Raw genomic sequence first — 22,369 nt, forward strand, 5'->3', positions numbered from 1 at the left:
CTATTCTGGTACATCCCACCAACTAGTATGTCCGCCTGTTTCTTGAGTAAAGTGAGCAAACATGGTAGCTAGAGACTTGCGACAAATAGCATCTGAATCTCTACCATCTGTGTAAGTACCACAGAATGCTGGGAATTTAGCCACTGCCTTTAGGAAGTTTTCATATGTATATTCTGGCGAACGTTCTGGGAACATATAATTCCATACACCTTCAGCAGATTTAGTTTCAATGGCATTATCTTTTATAGCTACTTCTGCGAATATTTTTTCAACTCTTTTAACATTATCAGGATTATTTGGGTTACCTACAGTTACAGCTTCAACCACGCTGTTATCTCTAGTTTTAATGGACTCTTTCACTCGGCTTAAAACTGTTCCACTTGTTAATTCAGCTTCTTTTGCATCAAGTTTAGCTTGAGTCGCAACATATTTATCAGAAGTTGGCTCATCAGGGTCTGTAGGATCAGTCGGATCAACCGGCTCATCAGGATTGCTAGGATCGTATAAATCCCAAGCAGTCTCCCAAGCAGTACCAGAACCTGGAGCATAAGCCCACCCAGCAGCGCTTGGAGAGAAGCTGAAGCTTGCTGTACTACCAGCTGTAACAATAGTTGGCTGACCACTCCATTGTTTAGAAGTAATGGATATAACTCCTCCATTTGACTGGGTCATGCTAGCATTGCCAATACCCCAAATACTTCCAACTTCTACACCATTGCTCAATTTAAATGAGATAGGATTTTCCTCTAGATTTGTATTTTTATCGCAGCTAAACGTTATTTTACCTATCCAACCTTTTTGTACATCTTCTAGTTTGCAATTAGCAAAAGCTAAAGATCCCATTAAAGTTAAGGTAAATGCTGATAAGACTTTTATCTTATTATTCATTTTCAATATCCTTATAAATTTTAATATTATTTAGTAATTATTAAGTAGTTATTATTACTTATTTAGCTCAAATATTTTTTATTTATTTTTTTATTAATTATATATTAAGTAATCGGTGTGTAGGTATGTTAGAGTTTGATAAGGCTTGTCAAAAATTGACAAATAAATTCTAATTATTTTATAATTCAAATCAAAAATCTACGGCGGTTCTCTGGAGTGAATTATTTATATTACGCCGAATATTCAGCTATCATTTAATGTTTGTCAAATATACAAAGCTTCGAATTTATATTCTTTTATCGTACTAGCTTTCTTACTCTTAGAGCATTAAGCCTGGTGGGTGCTTCATCTTTAGTTATATTGTACATATTGACATGTTGTTCTAAGCTTAGGCTATTAGGTCTAAATAGTTCAATCATATCAAGCATTTTTAGCTGATGTTTAATAGCTGATATATCTACGTATAAATAATCCATATTTATTGATAGGATAGAGCACTTAGTAGCATTGCTAAGTAGATATGAATCATGATGAATTTCACAACCTAGTCCATCGGCATAGCTAATATTTAAAATAGCTACAGTCGTATTTTTATTACAGAAATATTCATTACCATAGCTTATATATTCTCCTTCGGGGATATCTCTGATAGAGATAATACAAGCTTTAAGAGATAAACTAAACTTGATTTCTTTAGGTTCTTGATCATAGCCTAATATTGCAGAGCTAGAACGGATATACTCTTGTTGAAAATCAGTATCAAAAAGAGAAACTGGTGAGTTAGAGAAAGTGTATTTAAGTTTGGTTTCTTCAGCTAACGAAAGAATTTTATTAATATATTTTTTAGATTTATTATAGCCGTTATATCCCGTTGGAATATGTGAGAATAATATTATGTTTGAAAATCCGGAACTTTTTAGTGTATCAAGATGTTTTATAAAGTCATCTCTATAAAAACCAAACCTTCCCATACCACAATCAAAATCAAGCATAATTGGTTTTGACTTATCATCTTCATACTTTATATAGTCTTTGATTAGTAATTCATTACTAAGTATAGGAATAACATTTTTAGGTATCTTAAAGTTAAAGCATTCTGCATATATACCACTTAGGAAAACTATATCTTTTGTACAGCCCAAATTCTTTAGAACATAATACTCTTCTATACGAGCTATGCCATAAGCATCAACTAAATCATTAATTACCTTATAGATGTTTTCTATACCTACACCATAGGCATTAGCTTTGACGATAAACATTATTTTTGAGTGAGGATTTTTATTACGAAGATACTCAATATTTGACTTTACTAATTTGCTATTTATTTCTACTATAGGACTTAAATTTATAAAAGATCAATGTTGATGAAAAATAATCTATCTTTATTAATATTAACAGGTTTGATAATTATATTAGTAGATTCTGTGAGAAATTTGCCTTCTTTAGCTGTATTTGGTGAGTATTTGCCATTATTTTTTATAATTGGTGTTGTATTTTTTCTTATACCTGTATCATTTATTTCGGCTGAACTTAGTGCAAACTTCGCCGATCAACATCAAAATCAGATCTTTCAGTGGTGTTCAAAGGATATTAATGATAATGCTGGTATGTTTGCAATTTGGGCACAATGGAGTAGTAATGTAATCTGGTTTCCTGCTAGTTTGCTATTTATGTCATCCACTATATATTCTGTGTTTGGTTTCGTGAATCCTCTAGCTATAGCTAGTATTATGGTAACTGTGTATTTGTTGATAATGGTTGTTAATCATTTTGGTATCAAAGAATCTGCGGTAGTATCTTTTATATGTATGATTCTTGGAGTAGTAGTTCCTGTTTTGGTACTTTTTATATTTATTGGTTTTTGGTTGGTTAAGGGCTATCCTCTAGAGCTCAAAATATCTCAGATATCATTTAATTTATCAGCGCTGAAAGATATATCTGCATTAACTGTGGTTATTATTTCTTTTTTTTGGATAGAGTTATGTTTAGTATATGTTCAGATGCTAAAAGATCCTCAGAAAACATTTACTAGAGCAATTTTTTTAGCAGTAATATTTATTGTATTAATGATGTTTTTGGGAGCTTTGACTATAGCTTTTCTAATTCCAGCTGGTTCTATAAGTTTATACAATGGTCTTTTTGAGACTTTTAAGATTGGTTTTGAAAGACTAGGTTTACCAGCCGCAATGCCTTTGATTAGTATTGGTTTAGTTTTAGGAGCATTTGGCTCGGCTATCAGTTGGGCTTTAAGTCCTGCTGTGAGTTTGCGCCAAGCTGCTGAAAGAGGCTACTTACCAAAGAGATTTTCTACTAATAACAGTTATGGCGTTCCTAGTAATATTTTATATGTACAAGGGTTAGTTGTTGTTGGATTATCATTGATAACAACTATGGTGAATAATATGAATTCTTTTTATTGGGTGTTAATATCACTTAATACAGAAGTATATTTGACTATGTATATTTTGATGTTTTTAGCAGCGTTACGACTTAGAAAAACAGCTAAAAAAATATTATACACAATGAGCTAATTTTTTATAGTTTATGTGTTATGGGTATTTTAGGTATCCTAGTTGCTATGATAGCAGGGTTTGTCATGCCGAAGAATTTGATAAGTATCGATTCATTGACTTATGCAGGATTATATTTATGTGGATTCTTATTTGTTTGCTCATTATTTATGCTTTTTGTTTATTAGCGAAATAATCATTTCAGAGATCAATTATAAAATATTTATGTGTATAATTTGTAATTTTTCAGTCACATTTTATCAAAATCTTATAATTTTTGAAATTTCTCTATTTAGCTCTGGCAGGAACATGTACTTTAATAGTGAGCGTAAAAAATTTAGTTTTCTATAATTTTTTGAATATATATTAAGATTAACGTACATCTTTGAAATACATGCTTTTATTGAGCTTGATGTATAATTCATTAGTTTTGCTATTTGATTATATTCTAGATTATGTTCAATTAGATACTTAAGAGTCTGGTATTCTTTAGCTGTGAATTTAAGTGTTTCAAAATAATATTTAAACTCAATTATTGGTGCATCGTTGAGCGTGTAAATTCTACATTTAATTAAATCATTATTTTGTAGAATCTTAATTCTAACCAAAATATAGTTTTTACCATCCTCATCATAAAATGGTATTTTTTCTGTTAGAATCGTTGCTGGTTCAATACCAGTCTAATTTGCTAGTGATTCAGTTGAAAGATAGTACGATTTTGAATCAATTGATATTTTCTCTCCGATAGCATAATCATAGACATCATCTTTCCACAATTCTATATCTTGATCTGATAGGCCTTGCAATTCTTTTAGACTAGCTACTTCTGTCGACTTTAAGAACATGTGATTACAAGTTATTACTTGTCCTTTAGCATTTTTTATAGCGTAACCAAAAGAGCTGTGTTTATTATTATTAACTATATCTGTAGCAGTTTTAAGGTTAATTAGCTTATCTACTAACATTTCTTAGCTATTCAAAATATCAATTTGATCTAGAGTTTAGCTAAAATATTTGATTATAACAAGTTAGAGGGAAAGAGATTTGAGTCAAATAATTGAGATATTTTAATCTTCAACAATATTATCTTTATTAGCAGTTTCTTTACAGTATGCCACATAGCGCTTATCAGTAACTACAATATAGAATATAGCTCCAGCAATTGCATTAATTATATAGTTTTCTACAGGAGCTTTAGCACATATAAATATTATAAAAGGAAGTACCAGTATCATTAGAGTTTTGATGCTGACACGTTTATATTCAAAAAGCAGAATATAATAACCAGTACAGCGAGAATCACGCCGAGATAAATATTAGATAAGATATCAACAGTATTTAATAGGAGTGTTAAAAGTACAAATACAACTAGACCGAATATTCTTAATCTAGGAGCTATAGCACCCATACTAACAGGAGCAGCCATATAACCGATAATATTGAAACCTGTAACAAATAGCATCAAAGCAGCCTAGTTATCAGCAAACATCAAGAAGATTGCACATAAAATAAAGTTAGCAATAAGTGATTTTCTCGAAATATTAACTTTTTGATTTATTTTAGCAAAAAATCTTGGCATTTGACCTTCAGCAGACATCGCGTATAACATTCTAGAAGAAGCACCAAGATAACTATATCCAGTTGCAGAAGGGCTAACAATACTATCGATGATTAATAGTACGGCAATATATCCTAGTCCTATCATTGTTGCAACCTGTAGTAAAGGAGACTCGAAATCTAGTCCAGCCCAACCACTTTTTTCAATAAGGTAGCTATGCGGTACAGCTTCCATAAAGGCATATTGTAAAGCAATATAGAGTATTAAAACTATTGTTAGCGATAGTATTATTGCTATAGGAACATTTCTAGAAGGGGTTTTGATTTCACTACTGTAAGCAACCACTATCTAGAAACCATTAAATGTATACACAAGCCCACCGGCAACAATTGCAGTAAGAGCATTATAAGCTGTAAAGTTATTGTTAGGTATCTCTGGAGATAATAGGCTATGATGTTCACCACTATGTGTAAACGCATAAACAATAAATATAACGACTATAAGCGCGGGCACAGTCATCTTGAATATAGTTATACTATTATTAACACTAGATAGGAGTTTTACACCATAAAAGTTAATGATTAGGTAAAGAAAAAGAATAAACAGAGATAATATCATTCCATAAGTTGAGATACCCTTCCATCTATTAACCAGCTAAAACTTTTTAATCCTGCTAAATATTGAGTAGTTGCTTGAGCCTCTGTAGAAATCATGACCACAACACCAAACCAGTTGGCAAAGGCAAAAGGCATTGCGAATAAGCTGTTATGGGAAAGAGCGCTAGATCTTGTAGTAGCTCCTCTTACCGGAAATACCGAAATAACTTTTGCTAGACATAGTTCAACCATCATAATCACAATTGATGCTAGTACCCATGCTAAAAATGCCCAGTTCCCAGCGGCTTTTGCTGTAAGCTGAGCACTAAATAGCCACTCGGAGCCAACCCATGGATGTCACCCCAATAAGTACAGCACTCAGTAGAGATATTTTCTTCGAATTAATCGTCCCCATTATAAGTTTCCCTATTTTTAAAAAACACAGGTAATTTAGAATATACACTTTAATCGAGCCATTTAGCAATAGAGTTATTTGTTAAACTGAAAAATTAGAAGGTAAAGTTTTTGCTAATACCAGTATAAAATCCTCCGGAGCTATTCTGACCTTGAATATCAACTTGATATGGGGATGAGTTTGTTTTAATAGGTTTATATTGTTGATTATAGAGAGGACCATAGTTGCTAATATAAGGGCTTAGATTTTTATCATACCTGAAGTTAGGTTGCTCTGTAAATCCTGTGTAAGGATAGAGAGATGGGACTGCGACAGCTAGATTTATGCTAAGGAAGTATAAAAAGAATATAAATAGTTTATATCTATGTATCATCTACTACTATGCTTAAATCGAGTAAAATAGTAAATTTAAGGGAGAGAAGTGTAGTGTCTCTCTAAAGGGATTATCAACTTTCTTAATATATTTTTTTACCATTCTATAATGGATATTATTGATTTTCTCTAATGATTTAAGTTTTTTGCTCAAGCTTATCTTTTTATAGTGTTGTAACCATTGATTAGCTATATTTCTAAAATCTTCATTAGACATAGTAGGAGTAATCTTATTATCAAACGAAATTTGATTATAAAAATGTTTAGGCATACAGAAAATATGTCTTATTATCTCATTATTAATATTAACTTGTTTAATCAAAGATTCATCAGTTGCTGCAAAATCATTTAGATACATCATTTTCAAAGTTTCTATACCTAGGAAATTATTAGATATATGGCACTTAAAATCTATTTCTGTAGCACTACTATTATCTATAGATGTACTTATATCATCTGCTAAATGCTTGTATAGAGTTTTAGCATCAAAAACTTCAGCTAATTTTTTTAGTTGAGGAGATGAAATACTTTTATCATTATTTAAGTTATTTACTTCTTTAAGCCACCAATTCATTTTTTCATTAGCAATCTCAATATTATTGTATAGCTCGGTGCATGAAATTATTTGAGACTTTATTTGATCAAGAAGATAAAGAATCTCTTGTTTTTTTGTACTAAGTTTACGATATGCAAAGTAAACTACCGATCCATATGGAGGGAGCTTCTCATTGGGATAATTAAAATAGTTATACTGCATATTTATACCTTTTTGAATGCGACAATATAGTTAACATTGGTATCCTTACCAAGCTTAAAGCTATCAGCGAGTGGATTATAGTGTACACCGGTTATTTCGATGGCACTAAAACCATATTTCTCAGCTGTTTTTATAAGTTCATAAGGTTTAATAAATTTAGTGTATTGATGTGTTCCCTGAGGTACCATTTTTAAGATGTGTTCGGCAGCAACTATAGATAATAAATATGACTTAAGATTCCTATTTAATGTTGATGCAAAAAATAGCCCATCTTTTTTGGTAAGTTTTGAAATAGAAGCAATAATACTTTCAGGGTCTGGAACATGTTCCAACATTTCCATACAAGTTACAACATCAAATTGAGTATTACTGTTAGTAACAAAATCTTCAATAGTGGAATTTATATACTCTATCTCAATATTACTTAGCTTGGCATGCTCCTTAGCTATACTAATAGCTTGTGAAGAAGCATCTAACCCATAGGTATCATTAGTTTGTTTTTTTAATGATTCTGTTAGAATTCCACCACCACAACCTATATCAATAATTTTCTTATCATCTAAGTTTATATGTTTTTTGATAAATTCTAATCTTAAAGGGTTTACTTGGTGTAGGGTTTTTAATTTTCCATTTGGATTCCACCAATCACTGGCTAAACGAGAAAATTTATCGACTTCATTATTATCTATATTGCTCATGCTTATTATTTTTTATTAGATATATATTTTTTAAATAATATCAAAGATATAGTATCTAAGAAAATTTTTATTAGAGTTTTTGATACTAATTTACTATAATAGGGTCTGTATATTTTTACCAACCTGAAATAAGAGACTAATTTTAATGAAATCAAATGTTAAGAATATTTTAATGTTGTCTATTGTGGGGATAACTTTGGGTAGTTGTTCTAGCATGAAAGCAACTAAAGATAATCGCGATCCTTTTGAGAGCTATAATAGATCAATGTATGCTTTTAATGATAAAGCATATGAGACATTAACTCCAGCAGCAAATGCATATGATGCTACTGTTCCGGATTCGTTCAAAAGTGGTATATTTAATATATTCGAGAACTTAGCAGAACCTGCGAGAATTATGAATGATTTATTCCAAGGTGAATTAGACTATGCTGGCGATGATAGTGTAAGGTTCTTAACAAATACAACTTTAGGTCTTGTAGGTTATTTTGATGTCGCTGATAGTTGGTTCAATAAGCCAATGAGATATCACCAAAGCTTTGCTGTTACTCTACATAAGTGGGGTGTATATGATGATAATGAGGCATCTCCTTATGTTGTATGGCCTTTGATTGGACCAGGTACTTTAGAAGATGTTACAACAGGTGTAGATGCTTTATTCAATCCATTGACGTATATATTCTTCTTCGCGCCTGTAGCACCAGCTATTTCTTGGGGTGTGAGTGTTGGTACTACTGGTACATATTATGTAAACCAAGGTGTATCATACTTACCTTCTTATTCGAATCTGAAAGAGGTATCAGTAGATCCATATATAGCAATGAGAAATGCTTATCTACAAAGTTATGACTATGGTATAGCTAAAGTGCTTAAGCAAAATCTACGTAAAGATGATGCAGCACTTCAGACAGATATGGCAGTACTTGGTGTATTAGGAATGGATAATGATAATATAGAAGGCAAAATTGCTACGACGGGTTCAGCAGCTGCTAAGTCTTCAGAGCCACCAGTTATATTTAAGAGTAATATTGGTACTGTTAATAAAGCTACTCAAGTTCAAGAAGCGTTTGATCAGACTTATTCAAAAGATAGTACTGCTCTTGACTTGGCTCACACTGATAAAGATGACACTATAGAAACTGAGTCAGAAAAACCTCAAACTCAAATTAATGATGCTAAAGCTGACTTACCAGGAGACGCAGATTCTCCAGCAGCTACTTTACAAACTCTTGCTGAACAAGGCTAAGTTGTTATATTCTTTTAAAAAAATTATAAATCTATCTTTATTTTCATTTCTTAGTTATAGAGACTATACATCTAACGGCCTCAGCTAGCTCATAGATATAAGAGCAATCAATGGGAATTATATTTTTGAAGTGATTTTACTTAACTGGCTAATAGCAATAATGTCACTGTCTATATGACATTGTGTAAGATATATGTTGTGCTTTGTAACTAGTATATTTACGTACAAACCAAATGCGGAGCTAAAATCCTTATCATAAGTATTAGCTTCGCAGTATGAAGTAATGATTATCTCCGAGATTTTAATATTAGGTAAGAACTAGATATATTCGTTTTTAATCTTGATGAGTAGTTGTTATCTGATAAGTATTAATTACTACATTATTTCTGTCTTAAATTTTTATAGTAGTTTGATGTTGAGGAAGCTGCTAGAACAATAAGTTCATTATCACCTATGACGCGATTCAATGCTATGGTGTATGGTAATTATTTAACTTCATTAGTAGCGATAGTTTTCATTGCTATAGCATGAAGTTCACCAGAAATGATATACTCGTTTATTTTAGAGTAAACCAATTGCTGTCTTTTAACTTTGCTTTTCATATCGTTAAAATCATCAGCAATTATAGTAGCTGAAAAATGTACATTATCATCACTTTGAATATCGGCGTTACAGTTTGTTAGTGAATTTTCTAAAATATCTTTAAGTTGTTCTTTTGTCATATTTTCTCCCAATATTACTAAATTATATATTCTTTTAATATAGTATTTGCACCATGAACCTTCGCTAAAGAAAGTGTTTTTTGATCAATATTTTCTAGCTTTAGTTGTATATTATTTTTTTTAGCACATTTTATATATTCAATGATTAGTGATAAACCTGAGCTATCGATTTTTTTACATTTTGAAAAATCAATAATCCATATGTCGCCTAGCGTAGTTAGTTCTTTTTTATATGTTTTATAGAGTTGAGAAACTGTTTTTAGTATCAATTCTGATTCTATAACCCATTTATTATTATTTATCTTTATCATTCTATACTTTGAAGATTATAGTTCATGTCTAAAAGTTTCGGATATGTTTTTTCTTTGATTTTTTGAGTAACTTTTTGAGCAGCTTCTGTCATCTCAGGAACAGTTTTGTAGGCTGCAAATTGTTGTTGATATGTTCTTAGAATACTTACGCCAGCAACATCAAAGTCATATATATGCCATTGATTATCTTTTTGGAACATTTTTACTGCAAAGTCTGAGCTTTGATTGTTATCAATGTTAGTAATTTTACCATTTACAACAACTATAGGTTTTTTCTCCCAGCTATTATCATCCTTATTGAATGGGAATAGTGTCAATCTATATTTTCCAGCGTAGGCAACATTTTTAGCATACATGAATGCTAACATTTCAGTTGCCGAACGTATAAATTGTTTTTGTTCCTCTGGAGTCGCTTGTTTCCATTTTGGAGTACCAGCTACAAGTTGTGCAATCACTTTAGGCGCAACTATTGGAATAATTTCTGCATCAACAAGACGCAATAATTTATATGGGTCTTGTTTGTATTCATCAGCATTTTTGATTAGCTTATCTTGAGTTTGTACTATAGTTCTGTTGAGCATATCAACTGGATTTTCTATAGCCCAAGCACTTGATATAGTCAATACCATAATTATAAATAAAATTGAAATTTTACGTAGCATATTCAGTTTCCCTAGATTTAATTTACGAGCATAGATTTTAATACAAAAATAATATATTTAAAAGTAGCAAATCTTATCACTTACCTTTGTCGTCATCCTTTCCTGCGACAAAGGTATTTATTAATGATCCTAGATCTAAAGCAGATTGTGTATTTTCTAGCTCTATCACACTACCTTGGTGTAGATACTTATCTTGCTCGGAGTTGATCTCGGTATGACCAATACCTGCTATAGACATTATATCTTCACTAGGTGGAGTTAGCGCAACATAGTTATCTCCTAAAATGCCTGACATTGCTATTGCAGCAGAGTAGTTAGCAGGAATTTTCTTATCGCTATTTATTGCTATAGAGACTGCTGCCATAAAGCCATTATAGGTTTTTTCTAATGAAATTTTTGTCACTCTACCTACTTCTACACCAGCAATTTTTACAGAAGCATTTGTGCGTAGAGATCCCACATTTTTAAAATCCGCTTCAATTGTATATTCATTTGATCCAAAGGATTTAAAAGAGGTTCCACTTACTTTGAATGTTAAAAATATAAGGCATAAAACACCTATAATGATAAAAATCCCTACAGAGGTTTCAAAATGCTTATTCCTCATTAAATTCCCCCAAACATGATTGATGTCAAAATTAAATCTGCACCTAAGACACTCATACAGCAATATACGACTGTCTTTGTAGTAGCTTTAGCTATGCCGTTTGAATCAGCAATACAATAATAACCTTGGTATAATGCTATCCATGCAGTTATGAATGCAAAAACCAAACTCTTAATAATGCCATTTGTAATATCTGAGATTGTTACAGATGATTGGATATTGCTCCAGAACTCTCCATAACTTATCCCTAATCCAGCTTCTGCGAGTACAAACCCAGCAAGTATTGCGACTGTTGCAAAGATAAGAGCTAAGATTGGTCCACTAATTACACATGCCCAAAATCTTGTAGATAATATAAAGCTAATTGGATTAACATTCATAACCTTTAGGCTATTGATTTGATCTGTAGCCTTCATTAGCCCTATTTCAGATGTGATTGAGCTGCAAGCGCGTCCAGCAAAAAGCATTGCTGTAACTACAGGACCCAATTCTCTTAGAACACTTAATGCAACCATCACACCTAGTAGCGAGTGAGCCCCAAATTTTGACAATGTGTAATAACCTTGTAGGCTTAATACTAATCCTATAAAAATCCCAGATGTTACTATGATAATAACAGAGTTAACACCAACTGCTTTTATCTGAGTTATGCAATCTCTTATGCTTAATTTGCTAAAAACTATTCTTAATACAATATCAATAGATTTTAAAAAACTATATATCAGTGAAATTGTAAGTTTATATATATTATTAAAAACTGACATAATTACCTCAAAATTTCTTTATAAAAGAAGTTTTTATCTATAGAGTTTTTACTGTTATTCTCTAGAGACCTACCAGCCAAAAAATCTTGTATTTGTTTATCTTTACTATTCTTTATATTTTCAGGAGTATCGCTAGCTATGACTTTTTTGTTGCCGACTATTATAATGTGATCAGAAATACTCAATGATTCTTGTATATCATGTGAGACAATTAAAGAAGTCATTCCTAATGATTCATTTAGTGTTGAAATAAGCTCTAACAACTTGTTAAAAGAAGCGGGATCTTGACCTGTAAATGGCTCATCATACATCATAATATCTGGATCCATCGCTATAGATCTTGCTAATGCGACTCTGCGTGCCATTCCTCCTGATAGTTCACTGGGCATCATATCAATAGTATGAGCTAATCTAACTGCTTGCAGTTTGAGTAAAACTATATTTCTAATTAGTTTTTCGCTTAGGTTGGTATTTTTTCGTAAAGGAAATGCGATGTTATCATATACACTTAGATGAGTAAAAAGTGCTCCGGATTGAAAAAGAAAACCCATCTTCTTACGTAGTTGAGCAAGCTGTTTTTCTTTTGTGTTTTTTTTGATAATGTTATTAGCGATATGTATCTCACCAAAATCAGGTTTAATTAGTCCGGCAATAAGTTGTAATATAGTAGTTTTACCAGCCCCTGATGGACCTAGAACAGTTGTTATCTTATTTGTTGGGATTGAGATTGTGATATCATCATAGATGCAACGTTCACCTCTGTAAAAGGAAACATTCTTGAAACTAATATTGTTCATTATTATGAATAATTAATTGAATGGGATATTAACTTCAATTGTTGAGTTTTTGCTACTATCCTCAACTTTTATATCAATATCGCGGATATTGTCTTCAGATAAAGCAACATATTTTTTGACAACTTCAATAATCTCATCTTTAAGTTCAGCAAGTAAATGACTACTGATTTTTGAAGATCTTGGATGTAATTCATTTCTTTGATGAGCAACAATAATCTGAAGTCTTTCTTTTGCTAAAGAAGCACTTTGCTGTTTTTTACCTAATCCAAAAAGTTTAGCTAACATGGTTACTATTTACCTATTAATTTTTTAAAGAAACTTGTCTTCTGTTCTGTATATCTCATTGGTATATCTTTACCAAGTATTCTATCTACAGCATCGAAATATGCTTTGGCAGCTATAGTATCATCAAGATGTGTTATAGGATGCCCACTATTTGAAGCTTCAAGGATATCTTTAGATTCAGGAATTATTCCTACGATAGGTGTGTATAATATTTCACTAACATCCTCAGCTTTTAGCATAGCTCCTGCTTTCGCTCTAGCTGAATTATATCTGTTAAGAAGTAGGTGGATTTCTTTGAATTCGCCTTCTTTTTGAGCCTTTAGAGTCTTGCTTGATAACATACCTAATATTCTGTCAGAGTCTCTTACAGATGAAACTTCAGGATTAGTTACTATGATTGCTGCATCGGCACATCTCATAGCCATTAGAGAACCCTTTTCAATACCTGCAGGAGAGTCACAAATAACTATATCAAAGGCTTGTTTTAATTCTTCAATTACTCTATCTACGCCTTCTTCGGTCAGTGCATCTTTATCTCTAGTTTGAGATGCGGGAATAAGATAAAGATTATCAATTCTTTTATCTTTAATAATAGCCTGATTTATAGTAGCTTCTTCTCTTACAACATTTATCAAGTCATAAACGACTCTTCTTTCACAACCCATAATAAGGTCGAGGTTTCTTAAACCAACATCGAAATCAATAACAACTGTTTTAAGGTTTCTTTTTGCAAAAGCATATGCAATAGCTGCACTTGAAGTTGTTTTACCAACACCGCCTTTACCTGAAGTAACTACGAAAACCTTACCTTGCTTTTTTTCACTCATTTTAGCTTAAGCCTCTTATTAAAAATTTTATAAACCTTCTATATGGATTTTGTCATCTTGTAAGTACACTATATATCCATCAGTTTTAGAATCGTCAACAGGTATACTTTCATTATTAAGTGTAACATATTTACCCGCAATAGATATTAACTCCGCTTTTAAGTCCTTACAAACTATTTTAGCATCTTTATTTCCTGAGCTACCAGCAATTACTCTACCACCAACTCTACCATATACAATGATGCTACCATCAGCAATGATTTCGGCGCCATTATTGACATTGGCAGTAACAATTACGTCAGCATCACGAGCATTGATTGATTGGCCAGTTCGAACAGGAGAGGTGATTATTTTTGTTGAATAAGACTGTTTTTCATCCTCGGCGTTAGCATCTTTAGCTTTCCCGCCTTTGAGTATGTTGTGTCCAGCTTTAGCTAGTTGAGTTTTTATTTCCTTATTATCAACTACAAAGCCTATAGGAACCATACCATTGGATTTGAATGATTCAATAACTTTCTCTAGGAAGTTGATAGTGCACTTTTCACTTTTGTCTATATCACGAATATCAATCGCAAAAGGAGTATTTTGGAAAAAGGATGGTGACTGCGAAAGCTTAGAGTTTAGTAAACTCTCAATCTGTGTAATTTCAGTTACATTAATATTAATGGCACTGATAGTATAGTTACCACCTTTAAAATGAAAAGCTTGTTTCATAGTGTAAGGCCTTAAAAGTTTAAGAATGTATCTTATTTGATTTTAGCTTCTTTATACATTACATGCTTACGAACAAAAGGATCAAACTTTTTGATTTCCATTTTATTTGGCATTTCTCTTTTGTTTTTAGTAGTAGTATAGAAGTGTCCAGTTTTAGCAGAAGAAACTAATCTAATTTTTTCTCTCATTTTTTTATTCCTTTTTATAAAAAACTTTGATTAAATTTTGTGGCCTTGAGCCCTAAGATCACTAAGAACAGTATCGATACCTTTCTTATCAATGATTCTCATACCTTTTGAGCTAACTTTTAGCTTGATATATTTATTTTCACTTTCAACCCAAAATCTATGAGTATGAAGATTAGGTAAAAATCTTCTTCTTGTTTTGTTTTGTGCGTGAGAAACATTATTACCAGTAGCAGGTCTTTTACCTGTAACTATACAAACTTTAGACATCTAGAAACCCTCCCTGGGCAAATTTATTTATTATTTATTATACAATATCTCGAAGATTTTATTATTTTTTGTATAAAAAGTAAACCTGTAATATAAATAAGTTTTATTGTTTTGTCTGTGAATAATAACTTTCGAGTTTATATTATGGGAGTTCCGCCTGCTTGCTCTGAATCCAAAATATTGCTATTGTAATTAAAGTGGCCTTCTCCTTCATAAGCTTGAGCAGTAGTTGGGTTAACGTATCTTGACGGAGTGCTCGGATCGTAATCTATTTTCTCATTGGCATTGTTTGATGATGAGTTTTGTTGTTTGGATTTATTCATTATGCTAGAGCCTGAAGTAGCAATAGTAGAACCGGAGCTTGCACTTTTTTCATCTGGTAAGTATAAAGCTCCAGTCTGTCCACATGTAGTTAATCCTAAAATTGATGTAATCGAAATCGCAATAAAAACTTTTTGTTTCATAATGTTTATGCTTTTTAGTTATAAATAGATTATTCAAATTTAACAATAAATGATTGTATTAGCAATTGAATTGTTAATTTGACTTTTGAGATGTTAAAATTCAACTCAGTCGACTTTCTGATTTAAAAGTTTATGCAATTTAATGAAGTCAAAGGTGTTGGTGAGGCAACTATTAAAGCGTTAGCTAAATATAATCTGTATAATCCGGATGACCTTTTGACAATCTTTCCTAAAGAGTGCAAAGATACTCGTTTTGTCAGCACCATAAGTTCTTTGGTGACAGATAAGAAGTATCTCATTGAGGGTAGAATAACCAATTTAACATACAAGAAGTTTGGTAAGAAATTCTTACGCTTTATAGTAAATGATGAGACTGGAATTTGTACTATTGTAATGTTTAAATTTTACCCTAATCAAATAGTTGTGCTTGAAAATGCTGAATATGTGCGCTGTTATGGTAAAGTCGATTTATCGTTGAATCCACAAATGGTTCATCCAGAATGGGCAGTTATAAAAGATGGTATGTGTGCTATCAAAAAAGAGTTTTCACCAGTTTATCGGTTAAAAAAGGTCTCTGATAAAGTAGTGTCTAGAATAATTTTATCTTGCCTTAAAAGTAAAAGTGTTGCAGATATTTTACCAAGACAGCTATTGCGTGGATTTGGTTTGATGAGTTTTAGTGATGCCTTGTATTATGTTCATGCTCTTACAGATTCTATAGATGACAAACTTATAAATATTGCTAGATCTTCCATAAAGTTTGAAGAAATGCTTGCCTACAAACTTGCTGAGGAGAGTATTCGTAAAAGCATAACAAATAGTAGTGCTCCAAGATTGTCTTTAGAAGAGTCTCAGCAAATTGAATTTTATAAAAAGCTACCTTATCAATTAACCCCAGCTCAGCAACGTACAATCACAGAGATTTTAACGGATATAAGTCAATCAAGTGCAATGATAAGACTTCTGCAAGGTGATGTTGGCGCTGGTAAAACAATTGTGGCAGCTATGGCTGTGTATACTGCAGTTAAGTCAGGATATCAAGCAGTTGTGCTGGCGCCTACAGAGATTTTGGCTGAGCAACATTATAGTTTTTTTGCATCATATATGGCAGATTTGGATATTGAGGTTGTACCACTATTAGGTAAGTTAACTGCAAAGCAAACTAGAGAAAGTTTAGAGGTTATTAAGTCTAAAAAAGATTGTGTTATTGTCGGAACTCACGCTGTGTTTCAAGAGCGTGTTGAATATTGTAATTTGGGTTTGGTAGTTGTTGATGAGCAACATAGGTTTGGTGTTGAGCAGCGTTTAGCTTTAATTAATAAATCATCTCTAAACGATAGGCATTTGGTGCCTCATCAGCTCATAATTTCAGCTACACCTATTCCTAGAACTCTAGCGATGACTCTGTATGGAAATTTGCAATTATCAATACTTGATGAGTTACCGCCTAATCGTAAGCCTATAGTAACAACGGTCTTAAATAGAGCTAAAAAACAAAGTTTAATAGGTAAGATTAAAGAAGCAGTATCTCGTGGCGAACAAGTATATTGGGTTTGTCCTTTGGTTGAAGAGTCTGAAAATATGGACTTTTTACAGGATGTCAAAACCTTACATAAAGAACTAGCAGAAGCTTTGAGCAAGGAAAATGTGGGTCTTGTATACGGCAGTATGAAATCAAAAGATAAAATACAAGAGATGAGTGATTTTAAAGCCAAAAAGTACAAGGTATTGGTTGCCACTACAGTGATTGAGGTTGGAGTAGATGTACCAAATGCTAGTATTATGATTATTGATAATGCCGAAAGATTGGGCATATCTCAGCTTCATCAGCTAAGAGGAAGAGTTGGTAGAGGGGCAAAGGAGAGTTATTGCATATTGCTTTATAGTGATAGGATAAGTGAAGTTGGCAAGAAGAGACTATCGCTTGTAAGAGAGTCGCAAGATGGTTTTTATTTGGCTGAGAAAGATCTCGAGATACGCGGAGCGGGAGATATCTTAGGTAAAGAGCAGTCAGGAGTGTCAACATTTAAGACTTTTGATATAAATGAGTATTATGATAATTATGATAAAATATCTAGTGCTACAGCTATAGTAGAAAGTGAATATCCACATCTAAAAAAGAAATTGGTGGATAAGTGGTTTAAGCAAAGAGTGAATTACGTGGATGTGTAATTATTATGTTATTGGCTAGTGTGGTTGCAATTTTAATTGGTTTGATAGCTACGGTGGTAGTTGTTAGGACTTTGTATAAGCAAAGTGTTAGGAAAGGAACACTTAAATCTAAGAAAGATAAAGTTATTAATGGAGTTATCGTTGGCTTAGTGTTTTTTTGTGTAAGTAGTTTCTCATATGTGCTAATCATAAATATTTGAGGCTTACTTGGTTGCTTTAAGAACTATAGCAAATGGATATAATAAGATTATAAACTTAAAAAAACATTCGCTAATATTGGTATAATAAAGGTGAATATTGTATTTAAAAACAAGAGGATTAGCTAATGGCTGTTATCAAGACAGAAGATCTAATAAATAGTGTTGCAGAAGCATTGCAATATATTTCATATTATCACCCGAAAGATTTTATTGATGCAATGTATGAAGCGTACCAGCGTGAGGAATCAAAGCCAGCAAAAGACGCGATGGCACAGATTCTTATCAATTCAAGAATGTCTGCTATGGGTAAGCGTCCAATCTGTCAAGATACAGGTATGGTGTGTGCGTTTGTAAAAGTTGGTATGGATGCTAAGCTTGATAAAACTGATAGAACAATTACAGAGCTTGTTAACGAGGGGGTGCGTCGTGGCTATAATGATCCACATAACCCTTTGAGAGCATCTATGGTTTTCCCACCTAATGGAGCTAGAAAAAACACAAAAGATAATACACCAGCAATTGTACATATTGATTTGGTTTATGGTGATAAGATTGAGATTGATATCGCTGCAAAAGGTGGTGGATCTGAGTTTAAGTCAAAATTTAAAGTTTTAAATCCTAGTGATAACATTATCGACTGGGTAGAAGAGATGCTTCCACAGATGGGAGCGGGTTGGTGCCCACCAGGAATTATTGGTATCGGAATTGGTGGTACAGCTGAGAAAGCTATGCTTCTTGCAAAAGAATCTCTAGGTGAAGAGATTAATATGCAAGATATCATCAAAAATGGTCCTCAAAATGAGACTGAGCAACTAAGATTAGATATTTATAATCGTGTTAATGCTCTTGGTATAGGTGCTCAAGGTCTTGGTGGTTTGACAACTGTGCTTGATGTTAAGGTTAATGAATACCCAACTCATGCAGCATGTAAGCCTGTAGCTCTTATTCCTAACTGTGCGGCTACTCGTCATGTGCATTTCACATTAGATGGTTCTGGGTCTGTTGATTTGCCAGCACCTAAGATCGAAGATTGGCCAGTAATCGAGCAAGCACAAAATGATGATGTTAAGAAAATCAATCTTGATACAGTTACTAAAGAAGAAATCGAAGCTCTTGGATCTGGTGATAATGTTTTATTGACAGGTAAGATCTTGACTGGTCGTGATGCAGCGCATAAGCGTTTACAGGATATGTATAATGTTGGCGAAGAGTTCCCTGTAGATCTTAAAGGTAGATTTATCTATTATGTAGGTCCAGTTGATCCAGTTGGTGATGAAGTTGTTGGCCCTGCAGGTCCTACTACAGCTACGCGTATGGATAAATTTACACCATTTATGTTAGAGAAAGCAGGCATTGCCGGTATGATCGGTAAATCAGAAAGAGGTCAGGCTACTATTGACTCTATTGCAAAAAATAATGCTATTTATTTTATGGGAGTAGGTGGCGCTGCTTACCTAATCTCTAAATCAATCAAGAAAGCGGAAGTTGTCGCTTTTGAAGATCTTGGTATGGAAGCTATTTATGAATTTGAAGTAGAAGATATGCCAGTAACTGTTGCTGTAGACTCTCTTGGTGTTTCAGCGCATAAGCAAGGTCCTAAGTTTTGGAAAGCTAAGATTGCTGAAATCAAAAAAGGTTAATTCTATTTGTATCATTCTGTATATTGTGTAAATTTTTACTATATATTTACATATTCAGTAGTTTAGTCATTTTTTATTTCTATAAGGTATAGAGGTAATAGATTTACGATATCTTAATGTTCAAAGAATTAGAATTTAGTGACAAGTATTATAGTGATAATACGAATATATGTGTGGTATATTAAATCTATAATTCTTTTCATTTTTGATAGTTTAGGGAGCAATATATGAAAAAAATGTTATTAATGTCGCTATTGGCTTCTCCAGTACTTATTTTTGCTGCAGATAGTGCAAAAGATTCGAATATAAATGTAGATAATCAAACAAGTAAAGCAACAAAAATTTGAGGCTAAAAAGCAAGAAATTCTTAAAATGTTGCAAGAAAAACAAGCCTGTGTAGAAAAAGCTAATTCAAAAGATGATCTAAAGAAATGTAAAGTCCATGGTGGTAAAAAACATAAAAACAAAAAAGATTAATTTATAGTAGATTTTGATTTTTTGGTATAGCGATTTTTTGTTAGATTGTGATTGCTATTAAATTTTGTTCTGGGTCAAATACACAGCTTTCATAATATCCATCGCCTGTGATTCTAGGTTCACCTGTAATTTTAAAACCATCATTTCTTAGTTGTTCTGTTAGTTGATCTACTTTTTCTTTAGATCCTACTGATATAGCAAGATGAATTAAACCAAATCTTTCTGTATTATCGAGATTTAAATTGTTCATGTTTTTTTGAGTGCATAATTTCTAATCTTTCTCCAGATTCAAAAGATAAGAAATAAGAAGAAAAGCCTTTTATGGGGGTTATATATTTATCATTTGGTTTTGCATTAAAGTATTTACAATAAAAATCTTTCATTAGTTCAATATCTTTAACCCAAATTGCAATATGTTCTATTCTCATATATTGTGACTGCTTTAATGCCTTGTAAATAATATTATAGCTAAGTTTAGCCATTAATCTTAAGTTGCATATGTGATATATTTTACTTTATTTGTTTTGAAAAAATAAATTGATGCATAAAGATAAAATATTTGAGTTTATAAAGAAAGTCCAAGCAATATCTCATACGGGTATTGTTTATTCTAAATGCCCATATGCCTTGGATAATTACCATGAGCTATTAGAGCTGAGCTCAAAGATGTTACATGAGTATATCAAGTCTGATGTGCAACCTTATGATATATACAGGGATATGTATTATCCAACACCGCAGCCAGGTGTGCGAGTGGTTATTTTTCAAAATAATAAACTTCTAATGGCTGAAGATGTGGATACTCCAAATGAATGGACTATTCCAGGTGGTTGGTGTGATATTGATCTTTCACCAGTTGAAACATGTATCAAAGAGGTTAAAGAAGAGACTGGTTATAAGATTAAGGTGACTAAATTTTTAGCGCTTATGGATAGAAATAATTATACTCAAAGTGAAATTTATAATGTTTATAGTTTGGTATTTGTAGCAGAAATTGTAGGTGGCGAGAATAGCCCAAATTTTGAGGTTAATAAAGTAGATTTTTTTGATATTAATGAGTTGCCAAGATTATCGCATAAGCTTACAAAAGAAGAGTTGGATATTATATTGAAGACATATAAGGATGATACTGTTTATTTTGAATAAAAATTGTATATTGAGGGTTTACATTTAGTTATTAGATAAATAGTATTTGAGTAATGATTTATAAATTAACCATTATGTCGTGATATTAGGAGTCAAAATAGCAATTATTTTAAATTTATTGTTAGCTTATTTGCAATAATTAATCCATTTTCATTAGCTGGAATATATCTTGATACTGTAAAACAATCAGATCAAAAAGAAAAGAATACAATTGTTTTCACGATAATATTAGCATTTTTGGCTGTACTAGTCTAATGGTATGGTTTGGTAATGATATCTTATCTATTTTTGGTATTAACCAAGATGCTTTTGTGCTGGTGGTGGGGTAATTGTTTTATTCTTTGGCTTGAGAATTTTGGGAGTATTAGCACAGCCAGTATCAGATACTACAGTAAAAGTGTTTCTGCTAGAGATTTAACAGTTGTGCTCTTAGCTATACTATTAGCTGGTCCAGGGACAATAGCTACTGTAATTACAGATTCACATGAATATTTTGCAACTATCGAGTCAAAAACTATTGCAAATTTATGTTTGTTGTTCGTGGCAACTGTGTTGAGGCTGTTTTTTTAGGTATTTGCCTAAGATATCCGTATTTCTTGGAGAGCACGTTATAGATGTTATTTCGAAAATTATGGGTTTGATGCTAGTTGCTATTTCGGTAGAAATGGTTTTTGATGGAATCAAAGGTTTCTTTTATTAGTTTAAGAAGGAGAATAATATGATAAAGGTATTTGGGATAAATAATTGTACAAGCGTAAGAAATGCTCTTAAGTTTTTCGAAGAAAAAGGCAAGAAAGTTGAATATATAAATCTCAGAGAAAATAAACCTACTTGGCGAGAAATGAGAGAGATAAAACAAATTAGTGATTTTCAAATAATAGACTTATTCAATTCTAAAGGTAAACTTTTTACGGAAATGGGTCTTAAAGAAAAAATTGATGGCTTGTCAGAGCAAGAAGCTTTTGAGCTTTTAGTTACCGACGCCCTATTATTTAAAAGACCTCTAGTTGTAGATAGCAACTATGCTAGAACTGGCTGGAATAAAAAAGAATACGAAGAAAAATGGGGTTAGAATAATTTAAA

The 22,369-nt window shown here is 32.2% G+C and carries 29 protein-coding genes and 1 pseudogene; 10 read left to right on the forward strand and 20 right to left on the reverse strand.

The annotated features are described in order from the left end of the window. Positions 1 to 888 carry a lysozyme family protein gene (locus FNO12_RS10015; protein WP_014714397.1) on the reverse strand — a complete coding sequence of 296 codons (888 nt, stop codon included), beginning with the start codon at positions 886 to 888 and terminating at the stop codon, positions 1 to 3. Positions 889 to 1,184: 296 nt separating this feature from the next. Then, entirely contained in the window at positions 1,185 to 2,240 is a 1,056-nt protein-coding gene (locus FNO12_RS01500) for an alanine racemase (RefSeq protein WP_041257276.1), read from the reverse strand. Positions 2,241 to 2,255: 15 nt separating this feature from the next. Between FNO12_RS01500 and FNO12_RS01505 the strand changes: the two genes are divergently transcribed. Together FNO12_RS01505 and FNO12_RS10020 are read left to right on the forward strand one after the other, a co-directional pair. Next, a complete protein-coding gene (locus tag FNO12_RS01505; protein ID WP_162494793.1) occupies positions 2,256 to 3,422 on the forward strand; it encodes an APC family permease in 1,167 nt (388 codons plus the stop codon). A 20-nt stretch (positions 3,423 to 3,442) separates the two neighbouring features. Continuing rightward, positions 3,443 to 3,589, forward strand: a complete 147-nt coding sequence (locus FNO12_RS10020) for an amino acid transporter (protein WP_200146890.1) — start codon at positions 3,443 to 3,445, stop codon at positions 3,587 to 3,589. A 492-nt stretch (positions 3,590 to 4,081) separates the two neighbouring features. On the opposite strand, the gene FNO12_RS10025 is transcribed toward FNO12_RS10020, so the two are convergent. From FNO12_RS10025 to ubiG, 4 genes and pseudogenes are all read right to left on the reverse strand, one after another. Beyond that, positions 4,082 to 4,366 carry a hypothetical protein gene (locus FNO12_RS10025; protein ID WP_231138672.1) on the reverse strand — a complete coding sequence of 95 codons (285 nt, stop codon included), beginning with the start codon at positions 4,364 to 4,366 and terminating at the stop codon, positions 4,082 to 4,084. Between the two features lie 102 nt (positions 4,367 to 4,468). Continuing rightward, positions 4,469 to 5,970 (reverse strand): annotated as a pseudogene (locus FNO12_RS01515) (APC family permease). A 385-nt stretch (positions 5,971 to 6,355) separates the two neighbouring features. Continuing rightward, positions 6,356 to 7,099: a hypothetical protein gene (locus FNO12_RS01525; protein WP_014714400.1), complete on the reverse strand. Its 744-nt coding sequence runs from the start codon at positions 7,097 to 7,099 to the stop codon at positions 6,356 to 6,358. Between the two features lie 2 nt (positions 7,100 to 7,101). Beyond that, entirely contained in the window at positions 7,102 to 7,797 is a 696-nt protein-coding gene (ubiG, locus tag FNO12_RS01530) for a bifunctional 2-polyprenyl-6-hydroxyphenol methylase/3-demethylubiquinol 3-O-methyltransferase UbiG (RefSeq protein WP_014714401.1), read from the reverse strand. 145 nt (positions 7,798 to 7,942) lie between these two features. Between ubiG and FNO12_RS01535 the strand changes: the two genes are divergently transcribed. Then, on the forward strand, positions 7,943 to 9,043 hold the full coding sequence (locus tag FNO12_RS01535) for an MlaA family lipoprotein (protein ID WP_014714402.1): 1,101 nt from the start codon (positions 7,943 to 7,945) through the stop codon (positions 9,041 to 9,043). Positions 9,044 to 9,528: 485 nt separating this feature from the next. On the opposite strand, the gene FNO12_RS01540 is transcribed toward FNO12_RS01535, so the two are convergent. From FNO12_RS01540 to FNO12_RS01595, 12 genes are all read right to left on the reverse strand, one after another. Then, positions 9,529 to 9,765: a BolA/IbaG family iron-sulfur metabolism protein gene (locus FNO12_RS01540; RefSeq protein ID WP_014714403.1), complete on the reverse strand. Its 237-nt coding sequence runs from the start codon at positions 9,763 to 9,765 to the stop codon at positions 9,529 to 9,531. Positions 9,766 to 9,782: 17 nt separating this feature from the next. Beyond that, positions 9,783 to 10,076: an STAS domain-containing protein gene (locus tag FNO12_RS01545; RefSeq protein ID WP_014714404.1), complete on the reverse strand. Its 294-nt coding sequence runs from the start codon at positions 10,074 to 10,076 to the stop codon at positions 9,783 to 9,785. Next, on the reverse strand, positions 10,073 to 10,738 hold the full coding sequence (locus tag FNO12_RS01550; RefSeq protein WP_030003348.1) for an MlaC/ttg2D family ABC transporter substrate-binding protein: 666 nt from the start codon (positions 10,736 to 10,738) through the stop codon (positions 10,073 to 10,075). Before FNO12_RS01550 ends, FNO12_RS01545 begins: the two co-directional genes overlap by 4 nt. A 76-nt stretch (positions 10,739 to 10,814) precedes the next feature. Then, a complete protein-coding gene (mlaD, locus tag FNO12_RS01555; RefSeq protein WP_030003349.1) occupies positions 10,815 to 11,345 on the reverse strand; it encodes an outer membrane lipid asymmetry maintenance protein MlaD in 531 nt (176 codons plus the stop codon). Beyond that, positions 11,345 to 12,109: an MlaE family lipid ABC transporter permease subunit gene (locus FNO12_RS01560; RefSeq protein WP_014714407.1), complete on the reverse strand. Its 765-nt coding sequence runs from the start codon at positions 12,107 to 12,109 to the stop codon at positions 11,345 to 11,347. The genes mlaD and FNO12_RS01560 overlap by 1 nt, the downstream gene beginning before the upstream one ends. 2 nt (positions 12,110 to 12,111) lie before the next feature. Further along, the gene (locus FNO12_RS01565) at positions 12,112 to 12,906 is read right to left on the reverse strand and encodes an ABC transporter ATP-binding protein (protein WP_014714408.1); all 795 of its coding nucleotides are present in this window, start codon (positions 12,904 to 12,906) and stop codon (positions 12,112 to 12,114) included. 12 nt (positions 12,907 to 12,918) lie between these two features. Further along, positions 12,919 to 13,191, reverse strand: coding sequence for a cell division topological specificity factor MinE (minE, locus tag FNO12_RS01570; RefSeq protein WP_012279974.1), 273 nt, complete (start codon positions 13,189 to 13,191; stop codon positions 12,919 to 12,921). A gap of 5 nt (positions 13,192 to 13,196) precedes the next feature. Beyond that, positions 13,197 to 14,018, reverse strand: coding sequence for a septum site-determining protein MinD (gene minD, locus FNO12_RS01575; RefSeq protein ID WP_014714409.1), 822 nt, complete (start codon positions 14,016 to 14,018; stop codon positions 13,197 to 13,199). A 27-nt stretch (positions 14,019 to 14,045) separates the two neighbouring features. Then, positions 14,046 to 14,732, reverse strand: coding sequence for a septum site-determining protein MinC (minC, locus tag FNO12_RS01580; protein ID WP_014714410.1), 687 nt, complete (start codon positions 14,730 to 14,732; stop codon positions 14,046 to 14,048). A 32-nt stretch (positions 14,733 to 14,764) separates the two neighbouring features. Further along, positions 14,765 to 14,920, reverse strand: a complete 156-nt coding sequence (gene rpmG, locus FNO12_RS01585) for a 50S ribosomal protein L33 (RefSeq protein ID WP_014714411.1) — start codon at positions 14,918 to 14,920, stop codon at positions 14,765 to 14,767. A 30-nt stretch (positions 14,921 to 14,950) separates the two neighbouring features. Next, positions 14,951 to 15,187 (reverse strand): 50S ribosomal protein L28, encoded by a 237-nt coding sequence (rpmB, locus tag FNO12_RS01590; protein ID WP_004286518.1) that lies wholly within the window; start codon positions 15,185 to 15,187, stop codon positions 14,951 to 14,953. Between the two features lie 137 nt (positions 15,188 to 15,324). Further along, complete coding sequence (locus FNO12_RS01595) at positions 15,325 to 15,651, reverse strand: LptM family lipoprotein (protein ID WP_014714412.1); 327 nt, start codon at positions 15,649 to 15,651, stop codon at positions 15,325 to 15,327. A 132-nt stretch (positions 15,652 to 15,783) separates the two neighbouring features. Here FNO12_RS01595 and FNO12_RS01600 point away from each other — a divergent pair, with 132 nt between their 5' ends. The 3 genes from FNO12_RS01600 to FNO12_RS01610 all read left to right on the forward strand — a co-directional run bounded on the left by FNO12_RS01600 (position 15,784) and on the right by FNO12_RS01610 (position 19,663). After that, the gene (locus FNO12_RS01600; protein ID WP_014714413.1) at positions 15,784 to 17,823 is read left to right on the forward strand and encodes an ATP-dependent DNA helicase RecG; all 2,040 of its coding nucleotides are present in this window, start codon (positions 15,784 to 15,786) and stop codon (positions 17,821 to 17,823) included. Between the two features lie 5 nt (positions 17,824 to 17,828). Next, positions 17,829 to 18,023, forward strand: a complete 195-nt coding sequence (locus FNO12_RS01605; protein ID WP_014714414.1) for a hypothetical protein — start codon at positions 17,829 to 17,831, stop codon at positions 18,021 to 18,023. A 125-nt stretch (positions 18,024 to 18,148) separates the two neighbouring features. Next, positions 18,149 to 19,663 (forward strand): fumarate hydratase, encoded by a 1,515-nt coding sequence (locus FNO12_RS01610; protein ID WP_014714415.1) that lies wholly within the window; start codon positions 18,149 to 18,151, stop codon positions 19,661 to 19,663. Positions 19,664 to 20,180: 517 nt separating this feature from the next. On the opposite strand, the gene FNO12_RS10030 is transcribed toward FNO12_RS01610, so the two are convergent. Continuing rightward, positions 20,181 to 20,390, reverse strand: a complete 210-nt coding sequence (locus tag FNO12_RS10030) for a VOC family protein (protein WP_231138673.1) — start codon at positions 20,388 to 20,390, stop codon at positions 20,181 to 20,183. Continuing rightward, entirely contained in the window at positions 20,368 to 20,568 is a 201-nt protein-coding gene (locus FNO12_RS10035; protein WP_231138674.1) for a VOC family protein, read from the reverse strand. Before FNO12_RS10035 ends, FNO12_RS10030 begins: the two co-directional genes overlap by 23 nt. 112 nt (positions 20,569 to 20,680) lie before the next feature. Between FNO12_RS10035 and FNO12_RS01625 the strand changes: the two genes are divergently transcribed. The 4 genes from FNO12_RS01625 to FNO12_RS01635 all read left to right on the forward strand — a co-directional run bounded on the left by FNO12_RS01625 (position 20,681) and on the right by FNO12_RS01635 (position 22,358). Then, positions 20,681 to 21,286 carry an NUDIX hydrolase N-terminal domain-containing protein gene (locus FNO12_RS01625; protein ID WP_014714416.1) on the forward strand — a complete coding sequence of 202 codons (606 nt, stop codon included), beginning with the start codon at positions 20,681 to 20,683 and terminating at the stop codon, positions 21,284 to 21,286. Positions 21,287 to 21,556: 270 nt separating this feature from the next. After that, positions 21,557 to 21,856 carry a hypothetical protein gene (locus FNO12_RS10040; protein ID WP_231138675.1) on the forward strand — a complete coding sequence of 100 codons (300 nt, stop codon included), beginning with the start codon at positions 21,557 to 21,559 and terminating at the stop codon, positions 21,854 to 21,856. A gap of 4 nt (positions 21,857 to 21,860) precedes the next feature. Continuing rightward, a complete protein-coding gene (locus FNO12_RS10045) occupies positions 21,861 to 21,986 on the forward strand; it encodes a MarC family protein (RefSeq protein WP_231138676.1) in 126 nt (41 codons plus the stop codon). An 18-nt stretch (positions 21,987 to 22,004) separates the two neighbouring features. Further along, a complete protein-coding gene (locus tag FNO12_RS01635) occupies positions 22,005 to 22,358 on the forward strand; it encodes an arsenate reductase family protein (RefSeq protein WP_014714417.1) in 354 nt (117 codons plus the stop codon). Positions 22,359 to 22,369: the final 11 nt, after the last annotated feature.

This window comes from Francisella orientalis FNO12, assembly GCF_001042525.2.
GTDB classification, from domain to species: Bacteria; Pseudomonadota; Gammaproteobacteria; order Francisellales; family Francisellaceae; genus Francisella; species Francisella orientalis.

Coding starts and splice junctions, on each gene's coding strand:
- FNO12_RS10015 (WP_014714397.1), bottom strand. CDS start 888: ATGAATAATAAGATAAAAGTCTTATCAGCATTTACCTTAACTTTAATG.
- FNO12_RS01505 (WP_162494793.1), top strand. CDS start 2,256: ATGAAAAATAATCTATCTTTATTAATATTAACAGGTTTGATAATTATA.
- FNO12_RS10020 (WP_200146890.1), top strand. CDS start 3,443: ATGGGTATTTTAGGTATCCTAGTTGCTATGATAGCAGGGTTTGTCATG.
- FNO12_RS10025 (WP_231138672.1), bottom strand. CDS start 4,366: ATGTTAGTAGATAAGCTAATTAACCTTAAAACTGCTACAGATATAGTT.
- FNO12_RS01525 (WP_014714400.1), bottom strand. CDS start 7,099: ATGCAGTATAACTATTTTAATTATCCCAATGAGAAGCTCCCTCCATAT.
- ubiG (WP_014714401.1), bottom strand. CDS start 7,797: ATGAGCAATATAGATAATAATGAAGTCGATAAATTTTCTCGTTTAGCC.
- FNO12_RS01535 (WP_014714402.1), top strand. CDS start 7,943: ATGAAATCAAATGTTAAGAATATTTTAATGTTGTCTATTGTGGGGATA.
- FNO12_RS01540 (WP_014714403.1), bottom strand. CDS start 9,765: ATGACAAAAGAACAACTTAAAGATATTTTAGAAAATTCACTAACAAAC.
- FNO12_RS01545 (WP_014714404.1), bottom strand. CDS start 10,076: ATGATAAAGATAAATAATAATAAATGGGTTATAGAATCAGAATTGATA.
- FNO12_RS01550 (WP_030003348.1), bottom strand. CDS start 10,738: ATGCTACGTAAAATTTCAATTTTATTTATAATTATGGTATTGACTATA.
- mlaD (WP_030003349.1), bottom strand. CDS start 11,345: ATGAGGAATAAGCATTTTGAAACCTCTGTAGGGATTTTTATCATTATA.
- FNO12_RS01560 (WP_014714407.1), bottom strand. CDS start 12,109: ATGTCAGTTTTTAATAATATATATAAACTTACAATTTCACTGATATAT.
- FNO12_RS01565 (WP_014714408.1), bottom strand. CDS start 12,906: ATGAACAATATTAGTTTCAAGAATGTTTCCTTTTACAGAGGTGAACGT.
- minE (WP_012279974.1), bottom strand. CDS start 13,191: ATGTTAGCTAAACTTTTTGGATTAGGTAAAAAACAGCAAAGTGCTTCT.
- minD (WP_014714409.1), bottom strand. CDS start 14,018: ATGAGTGAAAAAAAGCAAGGTAAGGTTTTCGTAGTTACTTCAGGTAAA.
- minC (WP_014714410.1), bottom strand. CDS start 14,732: ATGAAACAAGCTTTTCATTTTAAAGGTGGTAACTATACTATCAGTGCC.
- rpmG (WP_014714411.1), bottom strand. CDS start 14,920: ATGAGAGAAAAAATTAGATTAGTTTCTTCTGCTAAAACTGGACACTTC.
- rpmB (WP_004286518.1), bottom strand. CDS start 15,187: ATGTCTAAAGTTTGTATAGTTACAGGTAAAAGACCTGCTACTGGTAAT.
- FNO12_RS01595 (WP_014714412.1), bottom strand. CDS start 15,651: ATGAAACAAAAAGTTTTTATTGCGATTTCGATTACATCAATTTTAGGA.
- FNO12_RS01600 (WP_014714413.1), top strand. CDS start 15,784: ATGCAATTTAATGAAGTCAAAGGTGTTGGTGAGGCAACTATTAAAGCG.
- FNO12_RS01605 (WP_014714414.1), top strand. CDS start 17,829: ATGTTATTGGCTAGTGTGGTTGCAATTTTAATTGGTTTGATAGCTACG.
- FNO12_RS01610 (WP_014714415.1), top strand. CDS start 18,149: ATGGCTGTTATCAAGACAGAAGATCTAATAAATAGTGTTGCAGAAGCA.
- FNO12_RS10030 (WP_231138673.1), bottom strand. CDS start 20,390: ATGAACAATTTAAATCTCGATAATACAGAAAGATTTGGTTTAATTCAT.
- FNO12_RS10035 (WP_231138674.1), bottom strand. CDS start 20,568: ATGAGAATAGAACATATTGCAATTTGGGTTAAAGATATTGAACTAATG.
- FNO12_RS01625 (WP_014714416.1), top strand. CDS start 20,681: ATGCATAAAGATAAAATATTTGAGTTTATAAAGAAAGTCCAAGCAATA.
- FNO12_RS10040 (WP_231138675.1), top strand. CDS start 21,557: ATGATATCTTATCTATTTTTGGTATTAACCAAGATGCTTTTGTGCTGG.
- FNO12_RS01635 (WP_014714417.1), top strand. CDS start 22,005: ATGATAAAGGTATTTGGGATAAATAATTGTACAAGCGTAAGAAATGCT.